The organism is Rhizobium sp. K33 (genome assembly GCF_056501445.1).
Map to the genome: position 1 here is coordinate 3,809,782 of NZ_CP096478.1, position 18,378 is coordinate 3,828,159.

Sequence of the window (18,378 nt, forward strand, 5' to 3'; positions counted from 1 at the left end):
CAATGAGCACCGATAACACCGAGACCAAGGTCGCGCCGAAGAGGGGCATGAGCATCCTCTTCAGCCTCACGCTGCTCGGCCTCCTGCTCTTCCTCTGGCTACTACTCGGCTTTGCCACCAACAGCTTCTGGACGCCCAACAACATCAGCAACCTGCTGCGTCAGGGTGCGATGACGGCGATCCTCGCCGTCGGCCAGACCTTCGTCATCATCACCGCCGGCATCGACCTCTCGGTCGGCGCTGTGGTCGGTTTCGCCAGCGTCATCCTCGCCTGGCTGCTCGCTGCCGGCCTGCCCGTCTGGCTTGCGATCATCCTCACCCTCCTGATGGGTGTCGCCATTGGCATGTTCCACGCTTTCGGCATCGTGCGCATGGGGCTTCCGGCCTTCATCATCACCCTCGCAACCCTGACCTCCCTTCGCGGCATCGGCCTCTTGATCACCAATGGTTCGACCATCTCGATCTCCAACGAGGCCTTCACCAACTTCGCCCGTGCAGACTTCCTTGGGGTACCCAGCCTCTTCTGGATGGTCATCGTGGTCGCCGTGCCCGCCTACATCTTCCTGCACCTGAGCCGCTGGGGCCGCTATCTCTTTGCGGTCGGCTCCAACAGCGAGGCGGCGCGTCTCTCGGGCGTCAACGTCAACCGCACCATCTACATGGCCTACATCCTGTCCTCGACCTGTGCAGCCTTCGTCGGCATCCTGCTTGCCTCGCGCATCGGGATCGGCAACGCCACCCAGGCAGAAGGCTGGGAGCTGCAGGCGATCGCGTCGTCGGTCATCGGCGGAACCAGCCTCTTCGGCGCCGTCGGGTCGGTCCAGGGTCCGCTGCTCGGCGCCTTCATTCTGGCGACGATCAACAACGGCGCCAACCTGATGAACGTCAACTCCTTCTGGCAGCGCATCATCACCGGTGCCCTGATCATCCTGATCGTTTATTTCGACCAGCTGCGCCGCCGCGGCAGCCGCTGAGAATTTCCCAAGGTGGGGGTGCCGCGAATGGCATCCCCTTTTTTTCGTCAAACCTTGCCGGGCAGCCGAAAGGAATAAGCATGAAGGCCGCATTGTGTGTCGAACCGGGCCGACTGGACATCGTCGATCGCGATCCCGCCCCGCACCCGAAACAGGGTGAGGCCCGGATCGCCATCAGCCATGTCGGGATCTGCGGGACGGACTACCATATCTTCGAAGGCAAGCACCCATTCCTCGAATATCCCCGCGTCATGGGCCACGAGATCTCGGCAGCGGTACGCGAAGCCGGCGAGGGTGTCGATCTCGCCGTTGGCACGAAGGTCATCGTCAATCCCTACATCGCCTGTGGCACCTGCATTGCCTGCCGCAAGGACAAGCCCAATTGCTGCACCAACATCCGCGTGCTCGGCGTGCATACCGATGGCGCGATGTGCGAGGAAATCACCGTCCCTGCCATCAACCTTTATCCAGCTGGCGATCTTTCACCGGAAGCCGCAGCCACCGTCGAATTTCTGGCCATCGGCGCCCATGCGGTCCGTCGCTCCATGGCACCCGCCGGATCAAGGGCACTGGTCATTGGCGCAGGCCCGATCGGCCTTGGCACGGCGATCTTCGCCCGCATTGCCGGCCACGACGTAACCCTGCTCGACACCAGCAGCGAGCGCCTGTCGATGGCAGCCGATCGCCTCGGCTTCACATCGGGTCTTCTCGCCGATGAGCACCTCGAGGCTGCGGTCGCGGACCTGACCGGGGGCGATGGCTTCGACGTCGTCTTCGACGCCACCGGCTACCGCGCCTCGATGGAACGCGCCTTCCGCTTCGTCGCCCATGGCGGTGCGCTCGTCCTCGTCAGCGTCGTGAAGGAGGACATCACCTTCTCCGATCCGGAATTCCACAAGCGCGAGATGATGCTGATCGGCAGCCGCAACGCGACCCGCGTCGATTTCGATCACGTGCGCAAGTCGATTGCGGAAGGCCTGGTGCCGATCGACCAGCTGATCACCCATCGCACGACACTGGACGATCTGGCGGCAGACCTGCCGCGCTGGGCGCGGGAGAAATCGGGTCTGATCAAGGCCCTGATCCAGATCGGCTGAAAACCGGACACGCAAAAGGCCCGAAGCTCAGCCTCGGGCCTTTTCAATTCGATATTCCTGAGCTCAGGCCTTCTGCAGGAAGGCAGCGATCGCATCGACCTCGCCTTGCGAGACCTCATGCCCACCCTGATGCAGGAAGGTCTCGACCGATGCCCCCTGCGCCTCGAAATAGGAGACCAGACGCTCGGTGAGCGGCAGCGGGCAGATCGGGTCGCGCTGGCCGGCCGTGACAAGGGCCGAAAGCGCTTGAAGCCCCGGCTGCGCCGGCGGATGGAAGGGGATCAGCGGATGCATCAGCACCACGCGATCGAAGAGATCGGGGGCTTCGAACAGAACCGAAGCCAGGATATTCGCGCCGTTCGAATAACCGAGCCCATACATTGCACGATCCGGGTTCTTCTCTTTATGAGCGCGGATGAACCCCGCCATCTTCGCCGTTCTCTCGGCGAGATCGGCCATGTCGTAGACGCCTTCGCCGGTGCGCTTGAAGAAGCGGGCGGCACCATATTCCGATACGTCCCCGCGCGGTGACACGATGCCCGCCTCGGGCAGGATCCGGTTGATGAGCCCCGGAAACTGATGTTCGTCTCCGCCGGTTCCGTGAAAGGTGAAGACCAGCGGCGCCGCACCCTGGGGTGCCTGGTAGAGGTGGATGTAGCTATCGAGTGCCATATTGATTCCTCCGCAACAGGGGCGACGCCGTCAGGCATCGCCCTCGCTGTGCGTTCAGTCCTGGATCGGGGGCAGATGGGCCTCGATCTGCGAGCGATACTGCTGGTAACGGGTCGGCAGCTTCAGCGCCTCGCCGAGATGCGCGGTGTCTTCGTCGCGGTTGAAGCCCGGTTCATTCGTGGCGATTTCGAACAGCACACCACCCGGCGTGCGGAAATAGATCGCCCAGAAGTAATCGCGGTCGATGACCGGCGTTACCTGGTAACCCGTGTCGAGCAGCGCCTTGCGCACTTCGAGCTGGGCAGCACGGTCTTCAACGGCAAAGGCAACGTGGTGGACCGACCCTGCACCCTGCTGGGCACGCGATGCACCGGGCAGGACTTCGAGATCGATATAATCAGCGCCATTGCCGCCGGGGACGGCGTAGCGCACGAAGTCGCCCTGCTTGTCGACCGGCTGATATCCCATGAACTTCAGGAGTTCACCCGTGGCACCTTCGTCGCGCAGCCGCATGGTCACGCCCCGGAAGCCATGAATGCCTTCGGAGACACCGACCGGACCACCGGCAAACGGCACGCGGCTGTCGCCGTCGACTTCCGCCAGCGCAAAGCCGTCGCCATCGGGACCGGCAAAGCGGAGGCGGTCTTCACCGAAGAGCGAATAGGAGCCGAGCTCCTTCACGCCTTCCTTCGACAGGCGCTCCTGCCAGAAAGCGAGCGTGCCCTTCGGCACGGAGAACACGGTTTCCGAAACCTCGCCGGCGCCGCGGCCACCCTTGCCCATATTGGCAAAGGGAAAGTAGGTCATGACCGAACCGGCATTGCCGAGTTCGTCGCCATAATAGAGGTGGTAGACGTCGGGAGCGTCGAAGTTGACGGTCTTCTTGACGCGGCGCAGGCCGAGCGTCTTGGTGAAGAAGTCATTGTTTTCCTGGGCATCCGCGGCCATCGAGGTAACGTGATGCAGGCCTTTGATCTGGGTAAGCATGGCTCTGATCCTTTCCCGGCACTCGCGCCGGTCTTGTTCTGTTGAAGCGAATATGGGCCATGGCTTTTGCGATGTGAACCGTTGTAATATTGCGGATATTATTTCACTGGGAGCAATAATCAGATGGGCGAGCTCGAAGCGATCAGAACCTTCCTGACGGTCGCGGACCAGAGCAGCTTCAGCGCTGCCGCCCGCCTGCTCGGCATGACACCCGCGTCGGTCACCCGCACGGTTTCCGGCCTTGAGGAACAGCTCGGCGTCCAGCTGCTTCTACGAACCACGAGAAAGGTCTCCCTGACCTCGGCCGGCGCGGCCTACGCAGCCCGCGTCGCGCCATTGGCGGAAGGCCTCGCCCGCGCGACGGAAGAAACCCGCGATCTGCAGAAGGTCACCGCCGGCTCGCTTCGTGTCTCGGCGCCGATGTCGCTCGGCATGAAAGTCCTGCCGACCGTCCTGTCGCAATTTGCCATCATCCATCCGCGCACCAGCGTGGCGATCGAACTCTCCGATCGCTTCGTCGATATCGTCCAGGAAAACTATGACCTCGCGATCCGCATTTCCGGACCTCCGACCGACAAGTCGACCATCTGGCGCAAGATCCGCCCCGTGCCCCGCCTTCTCGTCGCCGCGCCGTCCGTCCTGGCGCGCCATGGCACGCCGAAGGTGCCGGAGGATCTGACGACGCTGGAATGCCTGAGCTATCACGACCAGTCGAAGACCGAGACATGGGAACTGACACGATCGGGGCAGACGAGAACCGTGGAAGCGCGGGGACGCTTCGCCATCAACAACGGGGATTTTCTCTGCAAACTGGCCGTCGAGGGGGAGGGCATTGCGCTGCTTCCCCGCTTCATCGTCCAGGAGGAGCTGCGGAAAGGGGCGCTGGTCGAAGTCCTGCCGGGATGGTCAACGCCGGAAATCTGGCTGACCCTCTACTATCCGCCCTATGAGCAGCTGCCACTGAGGGTGGCAACCTTCTCGGATTTCTTCGAGGCCTTCATCAAGGAAAGCTGGGACGCGGGCCCCACGTCCTGACCGGCTTCAGCGGTCGCGCGTGAAAAATTCGCCGATCTCCTGGGCGATCTTGTCGGTCGCAATCGGCACGTCGACCTTCTTCACCTGCTCGAAAAGCGGTTCCGGAATGGCAGCCTTGCGCGCTTCTGCCAGCCCTTCGAAGAAACGCGGCGAAAACTCCGGATGCGGCTGGTAGGAAAGCCCCCAGTCTCCATAGCGGATGACGGCATTCTCGCAGGCATCGGTCTTGCCGACGACTTCAGCCCCTTCAGGCACCTTGATCACCTGATCCTGGTGCCAGGCAAGCAGCACCTGCTCTTCGCCCGTATCGGAGCGCTTGTAGGTTACGGGACCGGCAGACCAGCCGCCCTTGAACTTCTCGACATGACCGCCGAGCGCCTTGGCCATCACCTGATGCCCAAAACAGATGCCGACCATCGGCACCTTGGCTGCATGCACCTGGCGGATGAAATCCTCGAGCTTGCGGATCCAATCATGGTCTTCGTAGACGCCGAACTTCGAGCCCGTCAGCAGCCAGCCATCGGCCTCGGTCGGGCTTTCCGGGAACTCACCATCCACGACGAAGAAGCGCTTGAACGTGAAGTCGAATTTGCCGAGCAGCGCGGCAAACATGTCGGCATAGTTGCCGTACTCATCCGTGAGTTCGGCGGGCGAGTGACCCGTGACGAGAATGCCGATGGTCTTGGTGGTCATGTGAGCTTCCTGCTGAACAGCAAAAGGCGGATTCGGCCCTTGCACTCCGTCTGACTATACCAAATGTTAGTTTGATCAAATTTCAAGAGGGTGAACGGCCGAAGCGCGAGATTCAGCGCTTGGGCGGCATCCATCAGGACAGGGGAATCCGGTCGAACCATGGCGATCGAGGAACGCAGGGCGGAAGAATCGCTGAAGCAGCGCGTCTATCGGACGTTGCGCGCCCGTGTCATGTCGGGCGCCGTCGCCCCCGGTCTGCCCATCACCATCAATGGGGTCGCCGACGATCTGGGCGTGAGCGCCATGCCGGTTCGCGAAGCCCTGCACCGGCTGGTGGCCGATGGAGCGCTCGAATATCTCGACAATCGCCGCGTCCGCATACCGGAAATGACACTCTCGAAATTCGAGGAGATCATCGCCGCGCGCACGGCGCTTGAAACGCTCGCAGCGATCCGCGCCCTGCCGCACATCGACGCCAAACGCCTCGCGCGGCTCCAGGCGATCGACACCGAGATCGACGAAGCCTATGCCGCGAACGACCTGCTGCGCTCGACGGAGCTCAATTTCCTCTTCCATCGCACCCTCTACGAACCGGGGGCGAGCGGCGTGCTGCTCGATCTGATGGAATCCGTCTGGCTGCGCCTCGGTCCCTTCATGCGCCTTGCCACCGCCAAGCTTGAGGACAGCTACCGCATAGACCGCCACGCCGAGGCGATGGACGCGATCCGCAACAGCGACACCGCAGCACTTGCGAGAGCCATCGAAGCTGACATCCAGGACGGCGTCGGCCATCTCGGCCGGCATTTCCTGCGCGAGGAAGCCTCACCCCCGAAACGGGCCACAACCTGATCTGCAGGAAACGCTCAAACCCGCTTGCGCAGGGCAAGGCGCATCTGCTTTTCGACTTCCACCAGCGCGAAGAAGACCCAACCCAATCCCACGATCACCAGACCATCCATGAGCGGCACGCTTTCGGTGCCGAAGAGCCGCTGCATGAACGGCAGATAGGTGATGGCAAACTGCGCCACCGTCACCGAAATGACGCAGGCCCAGATAACCTTCGTTCCGCGGATGGCGCGCCAGGTCAGCGACGTCCCGTAGATGTTGCGAATGAAGAAGACGTGGAAGATTTCCATCACGACGAGCGTGTTCATCGCCATGGTGCGGGCAAGTTCCGCCGAATGGCCCTTGTCCAGGGCGTAAAAGAAGATCCCGAAGACGAGGGCCGCAAACAGCACGGAGACGAGAAAGATATGCCAGAGCAGGTCCGCCGTCAGCAGCGGCTCGTCGCGTCGGCGCGGCGGACGCTGCATTGTCCCGTCCTCGGAGGGCTCGAACGCCAGCGCCAGGCCAAGGGTCACCGCGGTGACCAGATTGATCCAGAGGATCTGGACGGCTGTCACCGGCAGAGCGAGCCCCGCAAAAAGCGCGATGATGATCGTTGCCGCCTCTCCCGCATTCGTCGGCAAGGTCCAGCTGATCACCTTCTTGATGTTGTCGTAGACGGTGCGCCCCTCGCGCACCGCGGCCGCGATCGAAGCAAAATTGTCATCCGCAAGCACGAGCTCGGCCGCTTCCTTGGCCGCCTCGCTGCCCTTGATCCCCATGGCGATCCCGGCATCGGCACGCTTCAGCGCGGGCGCGTCGTTCACGCCGTCTCCGGTCATGGCAACCGTCAGGCCCTGTGACTGCAAAGCCGTGACGAGCCGCAGCTTGTGCGCCGGCGAGGTGCGGGCAAAGATGTCGGTCTCGATGGCCGCCAGGGCAAGCGACGCATCGTCCATCCGGTCGATGTCGGCGCCGGTCAGCACGCGATCCGTGCGCTGCAGGCCGATCATTGCGGCAATCGCCCTCGCCGTCGCGGCATGATCGCCGGTGATCATCTTGACCCGGATCCCGGCCCGGTGGCACTCGGCAACGGCAGCGATCGCTTCCGGCCGCGGTGGATCCATGAGGCCGACGAGACCGATCAGGGTCAGCGTACCGACAAGCGCCTCTTGCGTCAGATGACGCATTTCCGGCCGCCATTCGCCGATGGCGACGGCAAGTACACGCTGCCCCTCGGCGGCAAGCATGTCCACCATATGCTCCCAATAGGCAACATCGAGGGGACCTGTCGAACCATCCGGCATGCGCTGACCCGCGCACAGCGCAAGGATCGCCTCGGGCGCGCCTTTGACATGCACGTGGCATCTGCCCTTGTCGTCGACATGGAGCACGGCCATGTAGCGATGGGCTGCATCGAAGGGAATGACGTCAACGCGTCTCCAGCCTTCAGTAAAGGGATCGGCACCTCCGCCAGTGATCTTCCCGGCAAGCGCCATCAAGGCGCCCTCCATGGGATCACCTTCGACCCGCCAGGCGCCGTTGGCCGAATGCAGCACCGCATCGTTGCAAAGGCCGGCTGCGCGCGCAAAGGCAGTGAGCACGGTATGATCGCGCGGATCGGCATCTGCCTCCTTCCAGCGCACGGCGCCCTCCGGCGCATAACCCTCGCCATCGACGGCATAGACATGCCCGGCCGCAACCAGGCTTGCCACGACCATTTCATTGCGCGTCAGCGTGCCCGTCTTGTCCGTGCAGATCACCGAAACGGAGCCGAGGGTTTCGATTGCCGGCAGTCGCCGGACGATCGCATTGCGTCGCGCCATGGCCTGGACCCCGACAGCCAGGGTTATCGTCATAACGGCCGGCAGGCCCTCGGGGATGGCAGCGACCGAGAGCCCGACAATCGTCATGAACAGTTCGGAAAAATCGAGATGGCCGACGACCAGGCCATAGGCGAGAAGAAGTGCGGCAACGATCAGAATGAAAAGCGTCAGCCAGCGGGCGAAGACATCCATCTGCCTCACCAGCGGGGTCGACAGGGTCTCCACCCTCTGCAGCATGCCGCTGATCTTGCCGATCTCGGTCGCCATTGCGGTTGCCACCACCACGCCCCGTCCAGTGCCAGCCGCAACGAGCGTCCCGCTGAACAACATGGAACTGCGGTCACCGAGTGCGGCGTCGCTGGCCACAGGGTCGCTCGCCTTGTCCACCGGCACCGATTCGCCGGTGAGGGCCGCTTCCTCGACCCTCAGGCTCCGCGCCTCGATCACCCGCAGATCCGCCGGCACGCGGTCCCCGGCTTCGACCAGAACGATGTCACCCGGCACGAGCTCGCTGGCATCGACGGAGGTTCTTCGACCGTCGCGCAGCACCGCAGCATGCGGCGCGAGCATGTCCTTGATCGCGTCCATCGCGGCTTCCGCACGCCCCTCCTGCAGAAAACCGACGATGGCATTGCCGAGGATGACGGCAACGATGACGCCGCTGTCGATCCAGTGCTGCATGAACGCGGTCACCGCGGCCGATGCGATCAGCACGTAGATGAGCACATTGTGAAACTGCGAGAGGAAACGGATGAGCCACCCCCGCGGCGCGACCATCGGGAGCCGGTTCAATCCATGGATGTGAAGCCTTTCCTCCGCCTCGTCGCTTCTGAGCCCCGATAATCGGGAAGCCGTCACCTCGAGTGCGCCCTCGGAAGGAAGAGCATGAAGCATCGGCATTTCGTGGCTGTCTGTCATGAATGTCTCTGCTCCAACCGGATCCGAATCACCTGAAACGCGAAATCTCTTGCTCGATCGTTTGCAGCCCTGGGCTGCAAAACGAGGCAAGCATGGCGGTCCGATCGACCCCTCGCCTTGATCCAAGACAATTCTGGCTATGGCACCGGCAGAACGGCTCTGGCGGCTCCGGCCGGCGACCAACCGGGGGATGTGAAAGCACAGGCTCAGGCAAGCCTTGACCGCTAGAAGCGCATCCATGCTGGGTGGAGTGTCCAACTGCCGGGCAAGACCTTGTGCCGGAAGCCACTGAAAAGGTTGAGACGAAAAGCCTCGATCGGACGGATGCCAACCGGTGAAACACTTTTGAGCGCATTCGTTTGAAAACAAGAGGCCGATAGACATGACGTCGTCCATTTCCCTGCTCAGCCCCGCCCAGATCCGGGCGCTTCCCAATTCGACGGTGAGCTCCTGGTCAGAAGAGGAGATCAGCTACCTCTCGAGCGCGCAGGTGAGCGCGCTGACGTCGTCCCAGATCTCCGCTCTGCAAACGGAAGCAGTTGCTGGTCTCTCGACCACGCAGTTGAAGGCGATCGCGCCCCGCTCGATCACCGGCCTCACCCTGGACCAGATCACCGCGCTCTCGCCGGATGATGTCTCGAGCCTCGTCTCGACCCAGGTCGCAGCAATGTCTGCCACCCAGCTCGGCGGCCTGAGCAGCGAACAGTCGGAGGCTCTGACCCCGGCACAGATTGCGCGCCTGACCGCAAGCCAGCTCAGCGCCTTCAGCATCGAGGATCTCGCCACCTTCTCTGCCGAAGACATGGCCGCGATCAACACGGCGGCTCTCCGAGGCCAATCGCCGGAGCGACTGGCCAGTTTCTCGGCAACACAGATCGCAGCATTGAAGCCGAATCAGATTTCGGCCCTGACACCTACCCAGATCGCAGCGCTGACGCCCGAACAGGTCGGCGCTTTGTGGAACACGCAAATCGCTGCCATGAGCGCCACACAGGTCGCGGCCTTGACCTCCGAGCAGCTCGATGTCTTGTCGACTTCGCAATTCACCGCAATCAGCACCCGAGCGATCGTTGGATTGAGCACAGAGCAGCTCGCCTCGCTCGGCGACGAAAAGATCGGCGCGCTGACCACAGGCCAGCTCACGGCCCTCACCTCGAGGCAATTGGCCGCCTTGTCCGTCGAGCAGGTCGCCAACTTCTCCAACACCCAGATCGCCGCGCTCAATCCGCGCGCCATCTCCGGCCTCACCACCGATCAGGTGGCGGGTCTGTCGCCGTCTCAGGTTTCCAGCCTGACCGCCACCCAGATTGCCGCACTGACCCGCACCCAGATGTCGGCCCTTAGTGACGATCAGCTGGCCGCCTTGACGACGACCCAGATCCGCGCCTTGAGCGCCACCCAGATTGCAGCCCTGCCGACGGCCACCGTCGCGGGCTTCACCACGCCGCAAATCGCGGCCCTCACGCCAAAGGCCGTCGCCGGGCTCAATGCCGAGCAACTGGCCGCCCTGAGCGTCGAGCAGTTGCAGAGCCTCAGCACCTCGCAGATCGCCGGAATGACCGCCGCCCAGGTCGCAAGCCTGTCGACGACCCAGATCGCCGGCCTCTCGCCGGCTCAGATCGGTGCCTTCAACTCGCCCGCTGTCACCGGCTTCACGCCCACCCAGATTGCCAGCTTGAGCCTCAGCCAGATCGGTGCCATGTCGAGCACGCAGATCGCGGCTCTGAAAGCAGCCCAGGTCGCAGCCTTGACGCCTGATCAGATTGCCGGCTTCACTGCGACCCAGATACGCGGCCTCACCGGCAACCAGATTGTCGCCATGTCCGTCGAAGCCGTCGCCAGTTTCTCGGGCGACCAGATTGCCGCACTCAGCGTCCGCGCCATCGCGGGCCTGACGGCCGATCAGATCGGCGCCATGTCCCTGGATCAGCTGGATGGTCTGAGCACCACCCAGATCGGCGCCCTGAGCGCCGCCCAGATTGCAGCACTGCCTTCGGACCTGATCGACGGCATGAGCCCAACCAAGATCGCCGCCATCAGCGCAAAGGCGATCACCGGCCTGACTGCCGAACGCATGGCATCGCTTGGGCCTGAGCAGATTGCCGCTCTGACGACCACCCAGATCCGCGCCTTGAAGGCAGAGCAGATTTCCGGACTGACAGCCTTCCATACGGAAGCCATGTCGAATGGCCAGATCGCGGCTCTCTCGGCCGCCCAGATCTCGGCTCTGTCCGTGGACGCGGTCAAGGCCTGGTCGCCGACCCAGATTGCTGCCCTTTCTCCGGCCTCGATCACGGGGCTGACCACGGACCAGATCGAAGCCCTCGATGACAGCCAGATCGAAGGTCTGACCGCTGCGCAGATCGCAAGAATGACCGGGCCGCAGATCGGCGCCCTGTCGGAAGCACAGCTTGCGGCCTTCCTGCCGGCGGAAATCGCGGCAATCTCGACAAGCGCGATCTCCTCCATCTCGGCCGACAAGATCGACGGCTTGAGCCTGGAACAGATCGCCAAACTGACGACGGCCCAGATTGCCGCGATGAAGAGCGAACAGGTCGTGGCCTTCACGCCGACCCAGCTCGCTTCGCTGACCGCAAGCCAGCTGCAGTCCGTCACGGCAGCCCAGATCGCGTCGCTGTCGCCGACCAACATCGCCTCTCTTTCGCGGGAACAGATCGCAGGCCTTTCCGCACGCACCATTGCCGCCCTCAGCACCGATCAGATCGCCGCCATGTCGGCGGATCAGATCGACGCCATGACGGCGACGCAGATTTCCGGCCTGACCGCGGCGCAACTCGGCGCCATGCGCAAGTCCGACATTCTCGCCTTCCTGCCGGCCGAAATTGCCGCCATCAACACCAGCGCCTTTGCAAGCCTGGACGCTGAGACGATCGCCGCCCTGAACCTCGATCAGGTCGCCGCGCTGACGCCGGCGCAACTCGGCGCGATGAGTGCTGACCAGGTGGCGGCCCTGACACCGACCCAGGTCGATGTCCTGAGCGCAAAGCAGATTGCGGGCTTCGGCGCGACCCAGTCCGCGGCGCTGACCACAGCCGCGCTAGGGGCCATGTCTCCCGAGCAGGTCGCCGCCCTGAGCACCTCGGCGATAGCAGCCCTGTCGACCACCCAGATCGCAGCGCTTTCCACCAACCAGATCGAGGCCCTGACCTCGGCCCAGATGGGGGCGCTGACCGCAACGCAGGTGGCAGCCCTCACGCCCACACAGCTCAGCAATCTCTCCACCGCGAAGCTCGCCGCGATCGGCGCAGCCGGCATCGCCGGCATGACGAACCAGCAGATCGCAGCGCTCGGAGCCGACCAGATCGCGGCTCTCACGACGAGCCAGATCGCAGCTCTGACGCCTGCGCAGGTCGGTGCGCTTACGCCGCAACAGGTGACGCTCTTCACCACGATGCAGATCGGCGCTCTCAGCTCCAGCCAAGTCGCTGCACTCTCCAACGACAGTCTGGCCACCCTGACGAGCGAGAAGATCGCGGCGCTGAACGTCAAGGCAATCCCCGGACTGACCACCTCCCAGATCGCCTCGATGTCGACGACCCAGATCGACAGTCTCAGCCAGACGCAGATCGCAGCACTCACCGCAACACAGATCGGTGCGCTCTCCTCCGCCCAGCTGGGAACGCTGTCCAATGCAGAGCTCGCGGCCATTGCGCCGACCGCAATTTCCGGCCTCTCGGCGGCCAACATCGCCGGCCTGAGCCAGGAGCAGATCGGCGTGCTGACGGCAGCACAGGTCGGCGCCTTGACCTTCGACCAGCTGAATGCCCTGCGGCCCGACCAGCTCGGCGTCATGACCGCAACCCAGATCGGCGCGCTGACGGCAACCCAGATCGCATCGCTTTCGGCCGGAACCATCTCCGCCCTCTCGGCGACCCAGATTGCCGCCATCTCCACCAAAGCCATCCCCGGCCTGAGCTCGGCGCAGATTGCCACGCTGACGGCAAGCCAGCTGGACGCGATGACCTCAGCACAGGTCGGCGCCTTGAGCGCCACGCAGCTGGCGGCCTTCAGCCCCACCGCGCTCGAAACCCTGACCGCCGCGGACATCGCGGCATTGTCACCAAGCGCGATCGGCGGGCTGACGCCTGCAGTCTTTGCAACGCTGCAGCCTGAACAGATTGCGGCCCTGACGACGGGACAGATCGCCGGCCTGAGCTATCATCAGCTCCGGGCGATGACGCAGGATCAGATCGGCGCGCTGACGACGGCACAGGTCGGCGCCATGAACGCGATCCAGCTCGCAACGCTTGGAACCGACAAGCTCGCCTGGATGTCGACGAGCCAGATCGCCGCCATGGATCCCAAGGCGATCGGCGGCCTGACGGTGGCGCAGGTCAGCAGCATGACGGCTGACCAGGCGGAAGCCCTGACGCCGACCCAGGTCGCCGGGCTGAACTCGGCGCAGCTGACGGCGCTCGGCGCGACCAACTTCAGAACCTTCTCGACGGAAGACATCGCAGCCATCAGCCAGCAGGCACTTCCCGGTCTGACGGTGAGCCAGATCTCAAACATGACGCCGGCGCAGCTGCAGGCGATCAGCGCCACCCAGTCCAACAATCTGAGCCCTGAGCAGATTGCAGCCATCCTCGCCGCCTACCAGGCTGTCTGAGGATGAAAGAATGAGAGGTCGGCCTGCAGCCGGCCTCTTTCAGTTTCGGATGGTGAACTGCACGCGATCCGCCGGGAAACGCGTCACCGCAAACTGGATCGGGCACCCCTGCGGATCCGTGTTGACCGCCCGCGTGACGAGCACGATCGCGCCCGGTGTCAGCTCCAGATGGGCGACATCATCAGGCTCGGCATGAACGGCCGAAATTTCCGTCACATCGCGCAGATAATCCTCCACCCCGCAGGCTGAGAGAGCCCGCGTGATCGAGCCGGTTTCGGCGAAGGCCTTGTCGATGCCGGCGAAGCGCTCGGACGGAAACCACATGGTGGAGCGCGAGACGGCTCGTCCGTCAGCCTTGCGGATGCCATCCAGTCTCAAAACCTCCTCACCCCGCGCCAACTGCAGCCGGTCACTCAACTCCGGCGTGGCCACCTCCCGTGACGAGGAAAGGAGAATACCCTTCAGTTCGCGGGCCTGTTCACCGATCCCTTCGGTGAAACGGGTCCGCCGTCCGATCGGGAAATCGAACTTGTCGCGCTGGGTGATCATCGTCCCGCGCCCCTGCGCGGCACGCACGATGCCCTCCTGCGCGAGTGCCGCGAGCGCCGCACGCACGGTATGGCGATTGACCCCGAATTCTTCCGCCAGCGCCGTTTCTGCCGGCACCATACCCGTCCTGTCATAGAGACCTGCCAGGATATTGGCGCGGATCCGATCGGAAATCTGGCGCCAGAGGGCAACGCCCTTCTGTCTCTGCATCACTGTTTTCGGTGTCCTTGTCACAAGCTTGTCACGACCAGCGGTTACTCCTAAAGTAACTTGTATGGTTGTCTATATTACTAGACATTTCGAGGACTGACAATGGACACAGCCAGGGAAATTGAAACAGGCCCGCAGATCGATCGAAAGCGGATCGCCGACCTGCTCGCCAAGGCAACGATAGCAGAGCTCAAGAGCGCACTTGCAGCGCTCGGCCCCATCCCGGACTTTACCGCCTTGCGCGGTCCCGAAACCGGGCTCGTGATGGTCAAGGGCCGGATCGGCGGCGGCGGCGCGCCCTTCAACCTCGGTGAAGCGACGGTCAGCCGAGCCAGCATTCGCCTTGCCGACGGTCGTGTGGGCCATGGCTACCGTCTGGGAACCGACCGCAAGGCAGCCCAGTTCTCGGCCGTGCTCGACGCTCTGGCACAGGACGAGGCCGCAAGGAACACGCTCGAAACAGCCCTCTTCGCACCCCTCGAAGCCCGCCTCACCCAAGAGGCCGAACGCCTCGAGGCCGAAACGGCCGCGACGAAGGTCGATTTCTTCACCATGGTTCGAGGAGAAGACTGATGCTCGACGTCACTGAAAGCCTGGACGGCGGCTTCCCCGATGCTGTCACCCACGCCCAGACGGTTTTTCGCAGTGTCATGGACGCCATGGCGCGCCCGGGGAGCCAGGGCGTGATCGACGTGCCGGTAGCCCCGCCCGCGCCGCTTGGCGTGGCGGCAGGCGCCTTGCTCCTGACGCTCTGCGACCACGACACCCCGATCTGGCTGACACCAGTCTTGGTCAAGTCCGCCCTGCCGGGCTGGATCGGGTTCCACACCGGCGCCAGCCTGACATCCACGAAGTCCGATGCGAAATTCGCCTTCGTCGAAGCGGGAGCACCCGTTCCCTCGCTCACGCAGTTTGCGCTCGGCACCCAGGAATATCCGGACCGTTCGACCACGCTGGTCGTTGAGATCACGGCTCTCGAGGGCGGCCAGCCTCTGCAGCTCTCGGGCCCCGGCATTCGCGACACAGCCATGATCGCACCGAAGGGTCTGCCGGAAACCTTCCTGCGGCAGTGGGCCGACAATCGCGCCCTCTTCCCCCGTGGTGTCGATCTGGTGCTGACCTGCGGTCCGCGCTTCATCGCGCTGCCGCGCACGACCAAGATCCGCGAGATGGAGGCCTGAGCCATGTATGTTGCCGTCAAGGGTGGCGAAAAAGCCATCGCCAACGCCCACAAGCTCCTTGCCGACCGCCGCCGCGGTGACCGGGCGCTGCCATCGGTGACGATCGACCAGATCGTCGCCCAGCTCGGCCTTGCCGTCGATCGCGTCATGGCCGAAGCCTCGCTCTACGACTGCGCGCTGGCAGCGCTCGCCCTCAAGCAGTCGCGCGGCGACATGATCGAAGCGATCTTCCTCCTGCGCGCCTACCGCACCACGCTGCCGCGCTTCGGCACCTCGCGGCCGATCGAAACAGGTAAGATGCGCGTCGAACGCCGCGTCTCCGCCACCTACAAGGATCTGCCCGGCGGACAGCTGCTCGGCCCCACCTTCGACTACACCCACCGCCTGCTCGATCCCTCGCTGCTCGATGACGAAACGGTCGATATGGGCGAGCAGCGCGAGGAAGGTCTGGAGCATGTCATGCGGGTCTCCGACATTCTCGACGGTGAAGGCCTGATCGAGCCGGATGGCGAAATGCCCGAGGATCACGTCGCCGCCGACATCACCCGAGAGCCGATGGAATTCCCGATGCCGCGCGACCTGCGCCTCCAGGCGCTCGCCCGTGGCGACGAAGGCTTCCTTCTGGCGCTCGGCTATTCCACCCAGCGCGGCTATGGCCGCACCCATCCCTTTGTCGGCGAAATCCGCATGGGTCTGGTCGAGGTCGAATTCGATGTACCGGAACTGGGCTTCGCCGTCTCGCTTGGCGAGATCCGCGTCACCGAATGCCAGATGGTCAACCAGTTCAAGGGCTCGGCCAAGGCCCCGCCGCAGTTCACCCGCGGCTACGGCCTCGTCTTCGGCCAGAGCGAACGCAAGGCCATGTCCATGTCACTGGTCGACCGGGCGCTCAGAACCCAGGAATTCGGCGAGGATGTCGTCGCCCCGGCCCAGGACGAGGAATTCGTGATTTCCCATTGCGACAACGTCCAGGCGACCGGCTTCGTCGAACACCTGAAGCTGCCGCATTACGTCGACTTCCAGGCCGAGCTCGACCTCGTCCGCCGCATGCGGGCAAAGCATGACGCAAGCCGCATTGAACAGACTGATCTGAAGGAGGCCGCAGAATGACCGCGCTGGCAACCGAACTCGCCACCTACAACTTCGCCTATCTGGACGAACAGACCAAGCGCATGATCCGCCGCGCGATCCTGAAGGCGATCGCCATTCCCGGCTACCAGGTCCCCTTCGCCAGCAGAGAAATGCCGATGCCCTATGGCTGGGGCACCGGCGGCGTGCAGGTCACCGCCTCGATAATCGGCCGCGATGACACGCTGAAGGTGATCGACCAGGGCGCCGACGACACGACCAACGCCGTCTCCATCCGCGCCTTCTTCCAGAAGGTCGCCGAGGTGGCCGTCACCACCAAGACCAGCGACGCCACGATCATCCAGACGCGCCACCGCATCCCCGAGGAGAAGCTCCGGGAAGGTCAGGTTCTGGTCTATCAGGTGCCGATCCCCGAACCCTTGCGCTTCCTCGAGCCGCGCGAGACCGAGACCCGCAAGATGCATGCGCTGGAAGAATACGGCCTCATGCATGTGAAGCTCTACGAAGACATCGCCAAGCACGGCCGCATCGCCACGACCTATGCCTATCCGGTCAAGGTCGAGGGCCGCTACGTGATGGATCCGTCGCCGACACCGAAATTCGACAATCCGAAGATGCACATGTCGGAAGCCCTGCAGCTCTTCGGCGCCGGCCGCGAGAAACGCATCTATGCCGTTCCGCCATACACCGACGTCGTCAGCCTCGACTTCGAGGATCACCCCTTCGAGATCCAGACCTTCGACAAGCCCTGCGCGCTCTGCGGCGCCCACAACGTCTATCTCGACGAGGTCGTGCTCGACGACAAGGGCGGCCGGATGTTCGTCTGCTCCGACACCGACCACTGCGAGACGCGCCAGGCCGAAGGCCATGTCGGCGAAATGCTCGCCCAGAACAAGGAGGCCGCAGAATGAGCGACCAGCCCCTTCTGAAAGTTCGCAACCTCTCGAAATTCTACGGCAACCGCATCGGCTGCTCTGAAGTCTCCTTCGATCTCTGGCCAGGCGAAGTGCTCGCCATCGTCGGCGAAAGCGGATCGGGCAAGACGACGCTTCTGAACTGCCTCTCGACCCGGCTGATGCCGACGACCGGCTGTGTCGACTACCACATGCGCGACGGTCAGTACCGCGAACTCTACCATATGGGCGAGGCCGAACGCCGCTTCCTCATGCGCACGGACTGGGGCTTCGTGCACCAGAACCCGGCCGATGGCCTGCGCATGACGGTCTCGGCCGGCGCCAATGTCGGCGAACGCCTGATGGCTGTCGGTGACCGCCACTACGGAAAGATCCGGCAGACGGCGAGCGAATGGCTGGAGCGCGTGGAAATCTCCATCGACCGCATCGACGACCAGCCGCGCGCCTTCTCCGGCGGCATGCGCCAGCGCCTGCAGATCGCCCGCAATCTCGTCACCGGTCCCCGCCTCGTCTTCATGGACGAGCCGACCGGCGGCCTTGATGTCTCGGTCCAGGCGCGCCTGCTCGATCTCGTCCGCGGTCTCGTCAACGATCTCGGCCTTTCGGCCATCGTCGTCACCCACGATCTCGCGGTCGCCCGCCTCCTCTCGCACCGGATGATGGTGATGAAGGATGGCCATGTGATCGAACACGGCCTCACCGACCGCGTGCTCGACGATCCCCGCGAACCCTATACCCAGCTTCTCGTCTCCTCGATCCTCCAGGTCTGACGGACGTC

General features: G+C 63.7%; 15 protein-coding genes. 10 read left to right on the forward strand and 5 right to left on the reverse strand.

What is annotated here, in order from left to right; genetic code table 11:
- Positions 1–2 precede the first annotated feature (2 nt).
- Entirely contained in the window at positions 3–974 is a 972-nt protein-coding gene (locus M1E12_RS18360; RefSeq protein WP_479562837.1) for an ABC transporter permease, read from the forward strand.
- 80 nt (positions 975–1,054) lie between these two features.
- Positions 1,055–2,071 carry a zinc-binding alcohol dehydrogenase family protein gene (locus tag M1E12_RS18365; protein WP_479562838.1) on the forward strand — a complete coding sequence of 339 codons (1,017 nt, stop codon included), beginning with the start codon at positions 1,055–1,057 and terminating at the stop codon, positions 2,069–2,071.
- A 63-nt stretch (positions 2,072–2,134) separates the two neighbouring features.
- Here the strand turns inward: M1E12_RS18365 and M1E12_RS18370 are convergent, their stop codons facing one another.
- Both M1E12_RS18370 and M1E12_RS18375 read right to left on the reverse strand, forming a co-directional pair.
- A complete protein-coding gene (locus tag M1E12_RS18370) occupies positions 2,135–2,743 on the reverse strand; it encodes an alpha/beta hydrolase (protein ID WP_479562839.1) in 609 nt (202 codons plus the stop codon).
- Between the two features lie 54 nt (positions 2,744–2,797).
- Entirely contained in the window at positions 2,798–3,730 is a 933-nt protein-coding gene (locus M1E12_RS18375; RefSeq protein ID WP_479562840.1) for a ring-cleaving dioxygenase, read from the reverse strand.
- 123 nt (positions 3,731–3,853) lie between these two features.
- Here M1E12_RS18375 and M1E12_RS18380 point away from each other — a divergent pair, with 123 nt between their 5' ends.
- Positions 3,854–4,765, forward strand: coding sequence for a LysR family transcriptional regulator (locus tag M1E12_RS18380; RefSeq protein ID WP_479562841.1), 912 nt, complete (start codon positions 3,854–3,856; stop codon positions 4,763–4,765).
- Positions 4,766–4,771: 6 nt separating this feature from the next.
- On the opposite strand, the gene M1E12_RS18385 is transcribed toward M1E12_RS18380, so the two are convergent.
- Positions 4,772–5,458 carry a type 1 glutamine amidotransferase gene (locus tag M1E12_RS18385; protein ID WP_479562842.1) on the reverse strand — a complete coding sequence of 229 codons (687 nt, stop codon included), beginning with the start codon at positions 5,456–5,458 and terminating at the stop codon, positions 4,772–4,774.
- Positions 5,459–5,617: 159 nt separating this feature from the next.
- On the opposite strand from M1E12_RS18385, the gene M1E12_RS18390 reads away from it, so the two are divergent.
- Positions 5,618–6,307 (forward strand): GntR family transcriptional regulator, encoded by a 690-nt coding sequence (locus M1E12_RS18390; protein WP_479562843.1) that lies wholly within the window; start codon positions 5,618–5,620, stop codon positions 6,305–6,307.
- Between the two features lie 14 nt (positions 6,308–6,321).
- Here the strand turns inward: M1E12_RS18390 and M1E12_RS18395 are convergent, their stop codons facing one another.
- A complete protein-coding gene (locus M1E12_RS18395; RefSeq protein WP_479562844.1) occupies positions 6,322–9,027 on the reverse strand; it encodes a cation-transporting P-type ATPase in 2,706 nt (901 codons plus the stop codon).
- 382 nt (positions 9,028–9,409) lie between these two features.
- Between M1E12_RS18395 and M1E12_RS18400 the strand changes: the two genes are divergently transcribed.
- The gene (locus M1E12_RS18400) at positions 9,410–13,657 is read left to right on the forward strand and encodes a beta strand repeat-containing protein (RefSeq protein WP_479562845.1); all 4,248 of its coding nucleotides are present in this window, start codon (positions 9,410–9,412) and stop codon (positions 13,655–13,657) included.
- Between the two features lie 39 nt (positions 13,658–13,696).
- Here M1E12_RS18400 and phnF read toward each other — a convergent pair whose 3' ends face one another.
- The gene (gene phnF / locus M1E12_RS18405) at positions 13,697–14,416 is read right to left on the reverse strand and encodes a phosphonate metabolism transcriptional regulator PhnF (protein WP_136539335.1); all 720 of its coding nucleotides are present in this window, start codon (positions 14,414–14,416) and stop codon (positions 13,697–13,699) included.
- A gap of 102 nt (positions 14,417–14,518) precedes the next feature.
- Here phnF and phnG point away from each other — a divergent pair, with 102 nt between their 5' ends.
- Genes phnG through phnK form a run of 5 tightly spaced genes read left to right on the forward strand, consistent with a single transcriptional unit; the run spans position 14,519 to position 18,370 of the window.
- Positions 14,519–14,989 (forward strand): phosphonate C-P lyase system protein PhnG, encoded by a 471-nt coding sequence (gene phnG / locus M1E12_RS18410; RefSeq protein WP_479562846.1) that lies wholly within the window; start codon positions 14,519–14,521, stop codon positions 14,987–14,989.
- Positions 14,989–15,597, forward strand: coding sequence for a phosphonate C-P lyase system protein PhnH (gene phnH, locus M1E12_RS18415; protein WP_479562847.1), 609 nt, complete (start codon positions 14,989–14,991; stop codon positions 15,595–15,597). Before phnG ends, phnH begins: the two co-directional genes overlap by 1 nt.
- Positions 15,598–15,600: 3 nt before the next feature.
- Positions 15,601–16,707, forward strand: a complete 1,107-nt coding sequence (locus M1E12_RS18420; RefSeq protein WP_479562848.1) for a carbon-phosphorus lyase complex subunit — start codon at positions 15,601–15,603, stop codon at positions 16,705–16,707.
- Complete coding sequence (locus M1E12_RS18425; protein ID WP_310242671.1) at positions 16,704–17,597, forward strand: alpha-D-ribose 1-methylphosphonate 5-phosphate C-P-lyase PhnJ; 894 nt, start codon at positions 16,704–16,706, stop codon at positions 17,595–17,597. Before M1E12_RS18420 ends, M1E12_RS18425 begins: the two co-directional genes overlap by 4 nt.
- Positions 17,594–18,370, forward strand: coding sequence for a phosphonate C-P lyase system protein PhnK (gene phnK, locus M1E12_RS18430; RefSeq protein ID WP_479562849.1), 777 nt, complete (start codon positions 17,594–17,596; stop codon positions 18,368–18,370). Before M1E12_RS18425 ends, phnK begins: the two co-directional genes overlap by 4 nt.
- Positions 18,371–18,378 lie beyond the last annotated feature (8 nt).

What these genes read in the sequence shown, in the direction of transcription:
- M1E12_RS18360 (WP_479562837.1), top strand. Translation starts at nt 3, where the DNA reads ATGAGCACCGATAACACCGAGACCAAGGTCGCGCCGAAGAGGGGCATG.
- M1E12_RS18365 (WP_479562838.1), top strand. Translation starts at nt 1,055, where the DNA reads ATGAAGGCCGCATTGTGTGTCGAACCGGGCCGACTGGACATCGTCGAT.
- M1E12_RS18370 (WP_479562839.1), bottom strand. Translation starts at nt 2,743, where the DNA reads ATGGCACTCGATAGCTACATCCACCTCTACCAGGCACCCCAGGGTGCG.
- M1E12_RS18375 (WP_479562840.1), bottom strand. Translation starts at nt 3,730, where the DNA reads ATGCTTACCCAGATCAAAGGCCTGCATCACGTTACCTCGATGGCCGCG.
- M1E12_RS18380 (WP_479562841.1), top strand. Translation starts at nt 3,854, where the DNA reads ATGGGCGAGCTCGAAGCGATCAGAACCTTCCTGACGGTCGCGGACCAG.
- M1E12_RS18385 (WP_479562842.1), bottom strand. Translation starts at nt 5,458, where the DNA reads ATGACCACCAAGACCATCGGCATTCTCGTCACGGGTCACTCGCCCGCC.
- M1E12_RS18390 (WP_479562843.1), top strand. Translation starts at nt 5,618, where the DNA reads ATGGCGATCGAGGAACGCAGGGCGGAAGAATCGCTGAAGCAGCGCGTC.
- M1E12_RS18395 (WP_479562844.1), bottom strand. Translation starts at nt 9,027, where the DNA reads ATGACAGACAGCCACGAAATGCCGATGCTTCATGCTCTTCCTTCCGAG.
- M1E12_RS18400 (WP_479562845.1), top strand. Translation starts at nt 9,410, where the DNA reads ATGACGTCGTCCATTTCCCTGCTCAGCCCCGCCCAGATCCGGGCGCTT.
- phnF (WP_136539335.1), bottom strand. Translation starts at nt 14,416, where the DNA reads ATGCAGAGACAGAAGGGCGTTGCCCTCTGGCGCCAGATTTCCGATCGG.
- phnG (WP_479562846.1), top strand. Translation starts at nt 14,519, where the DNA reads ATGGACACAGCCAGGGAAATTGAAACAGGCCCGCAGATCGATCGAAAG.
- phnH (WP_479562847.1), top strand. Translation starts at nt 14,989, where the DNA reads ATGCTCGACGTCACTGAAAGCCTGGACGGCGGCTTCCCCGATGCTGTC.
- M1E12_RS18420 (WP_479562848.1), top strand. Translation starts at nt 15,601, where the DNA reads ATGTATGTTGCCGTCAAGGGTGGCGAAAAAGCCATCGCCAACGCCCAC.
- M1E12_RS18425 (WP_310242671.1), top strand. Translation starts at nt 16,704, where the DNA reads ATGACCGCGCTGGCAACCGAACTCGCCACCTACAACTTCGCCTATCTG.
- phnK (WP_479562849.1), top strand. Translation starts at nt 17,594, where the DNA reads ATGAGCGACCAGCCCCTTCTGAAAGTTCGCAACCTCTCGAAATTCTAC.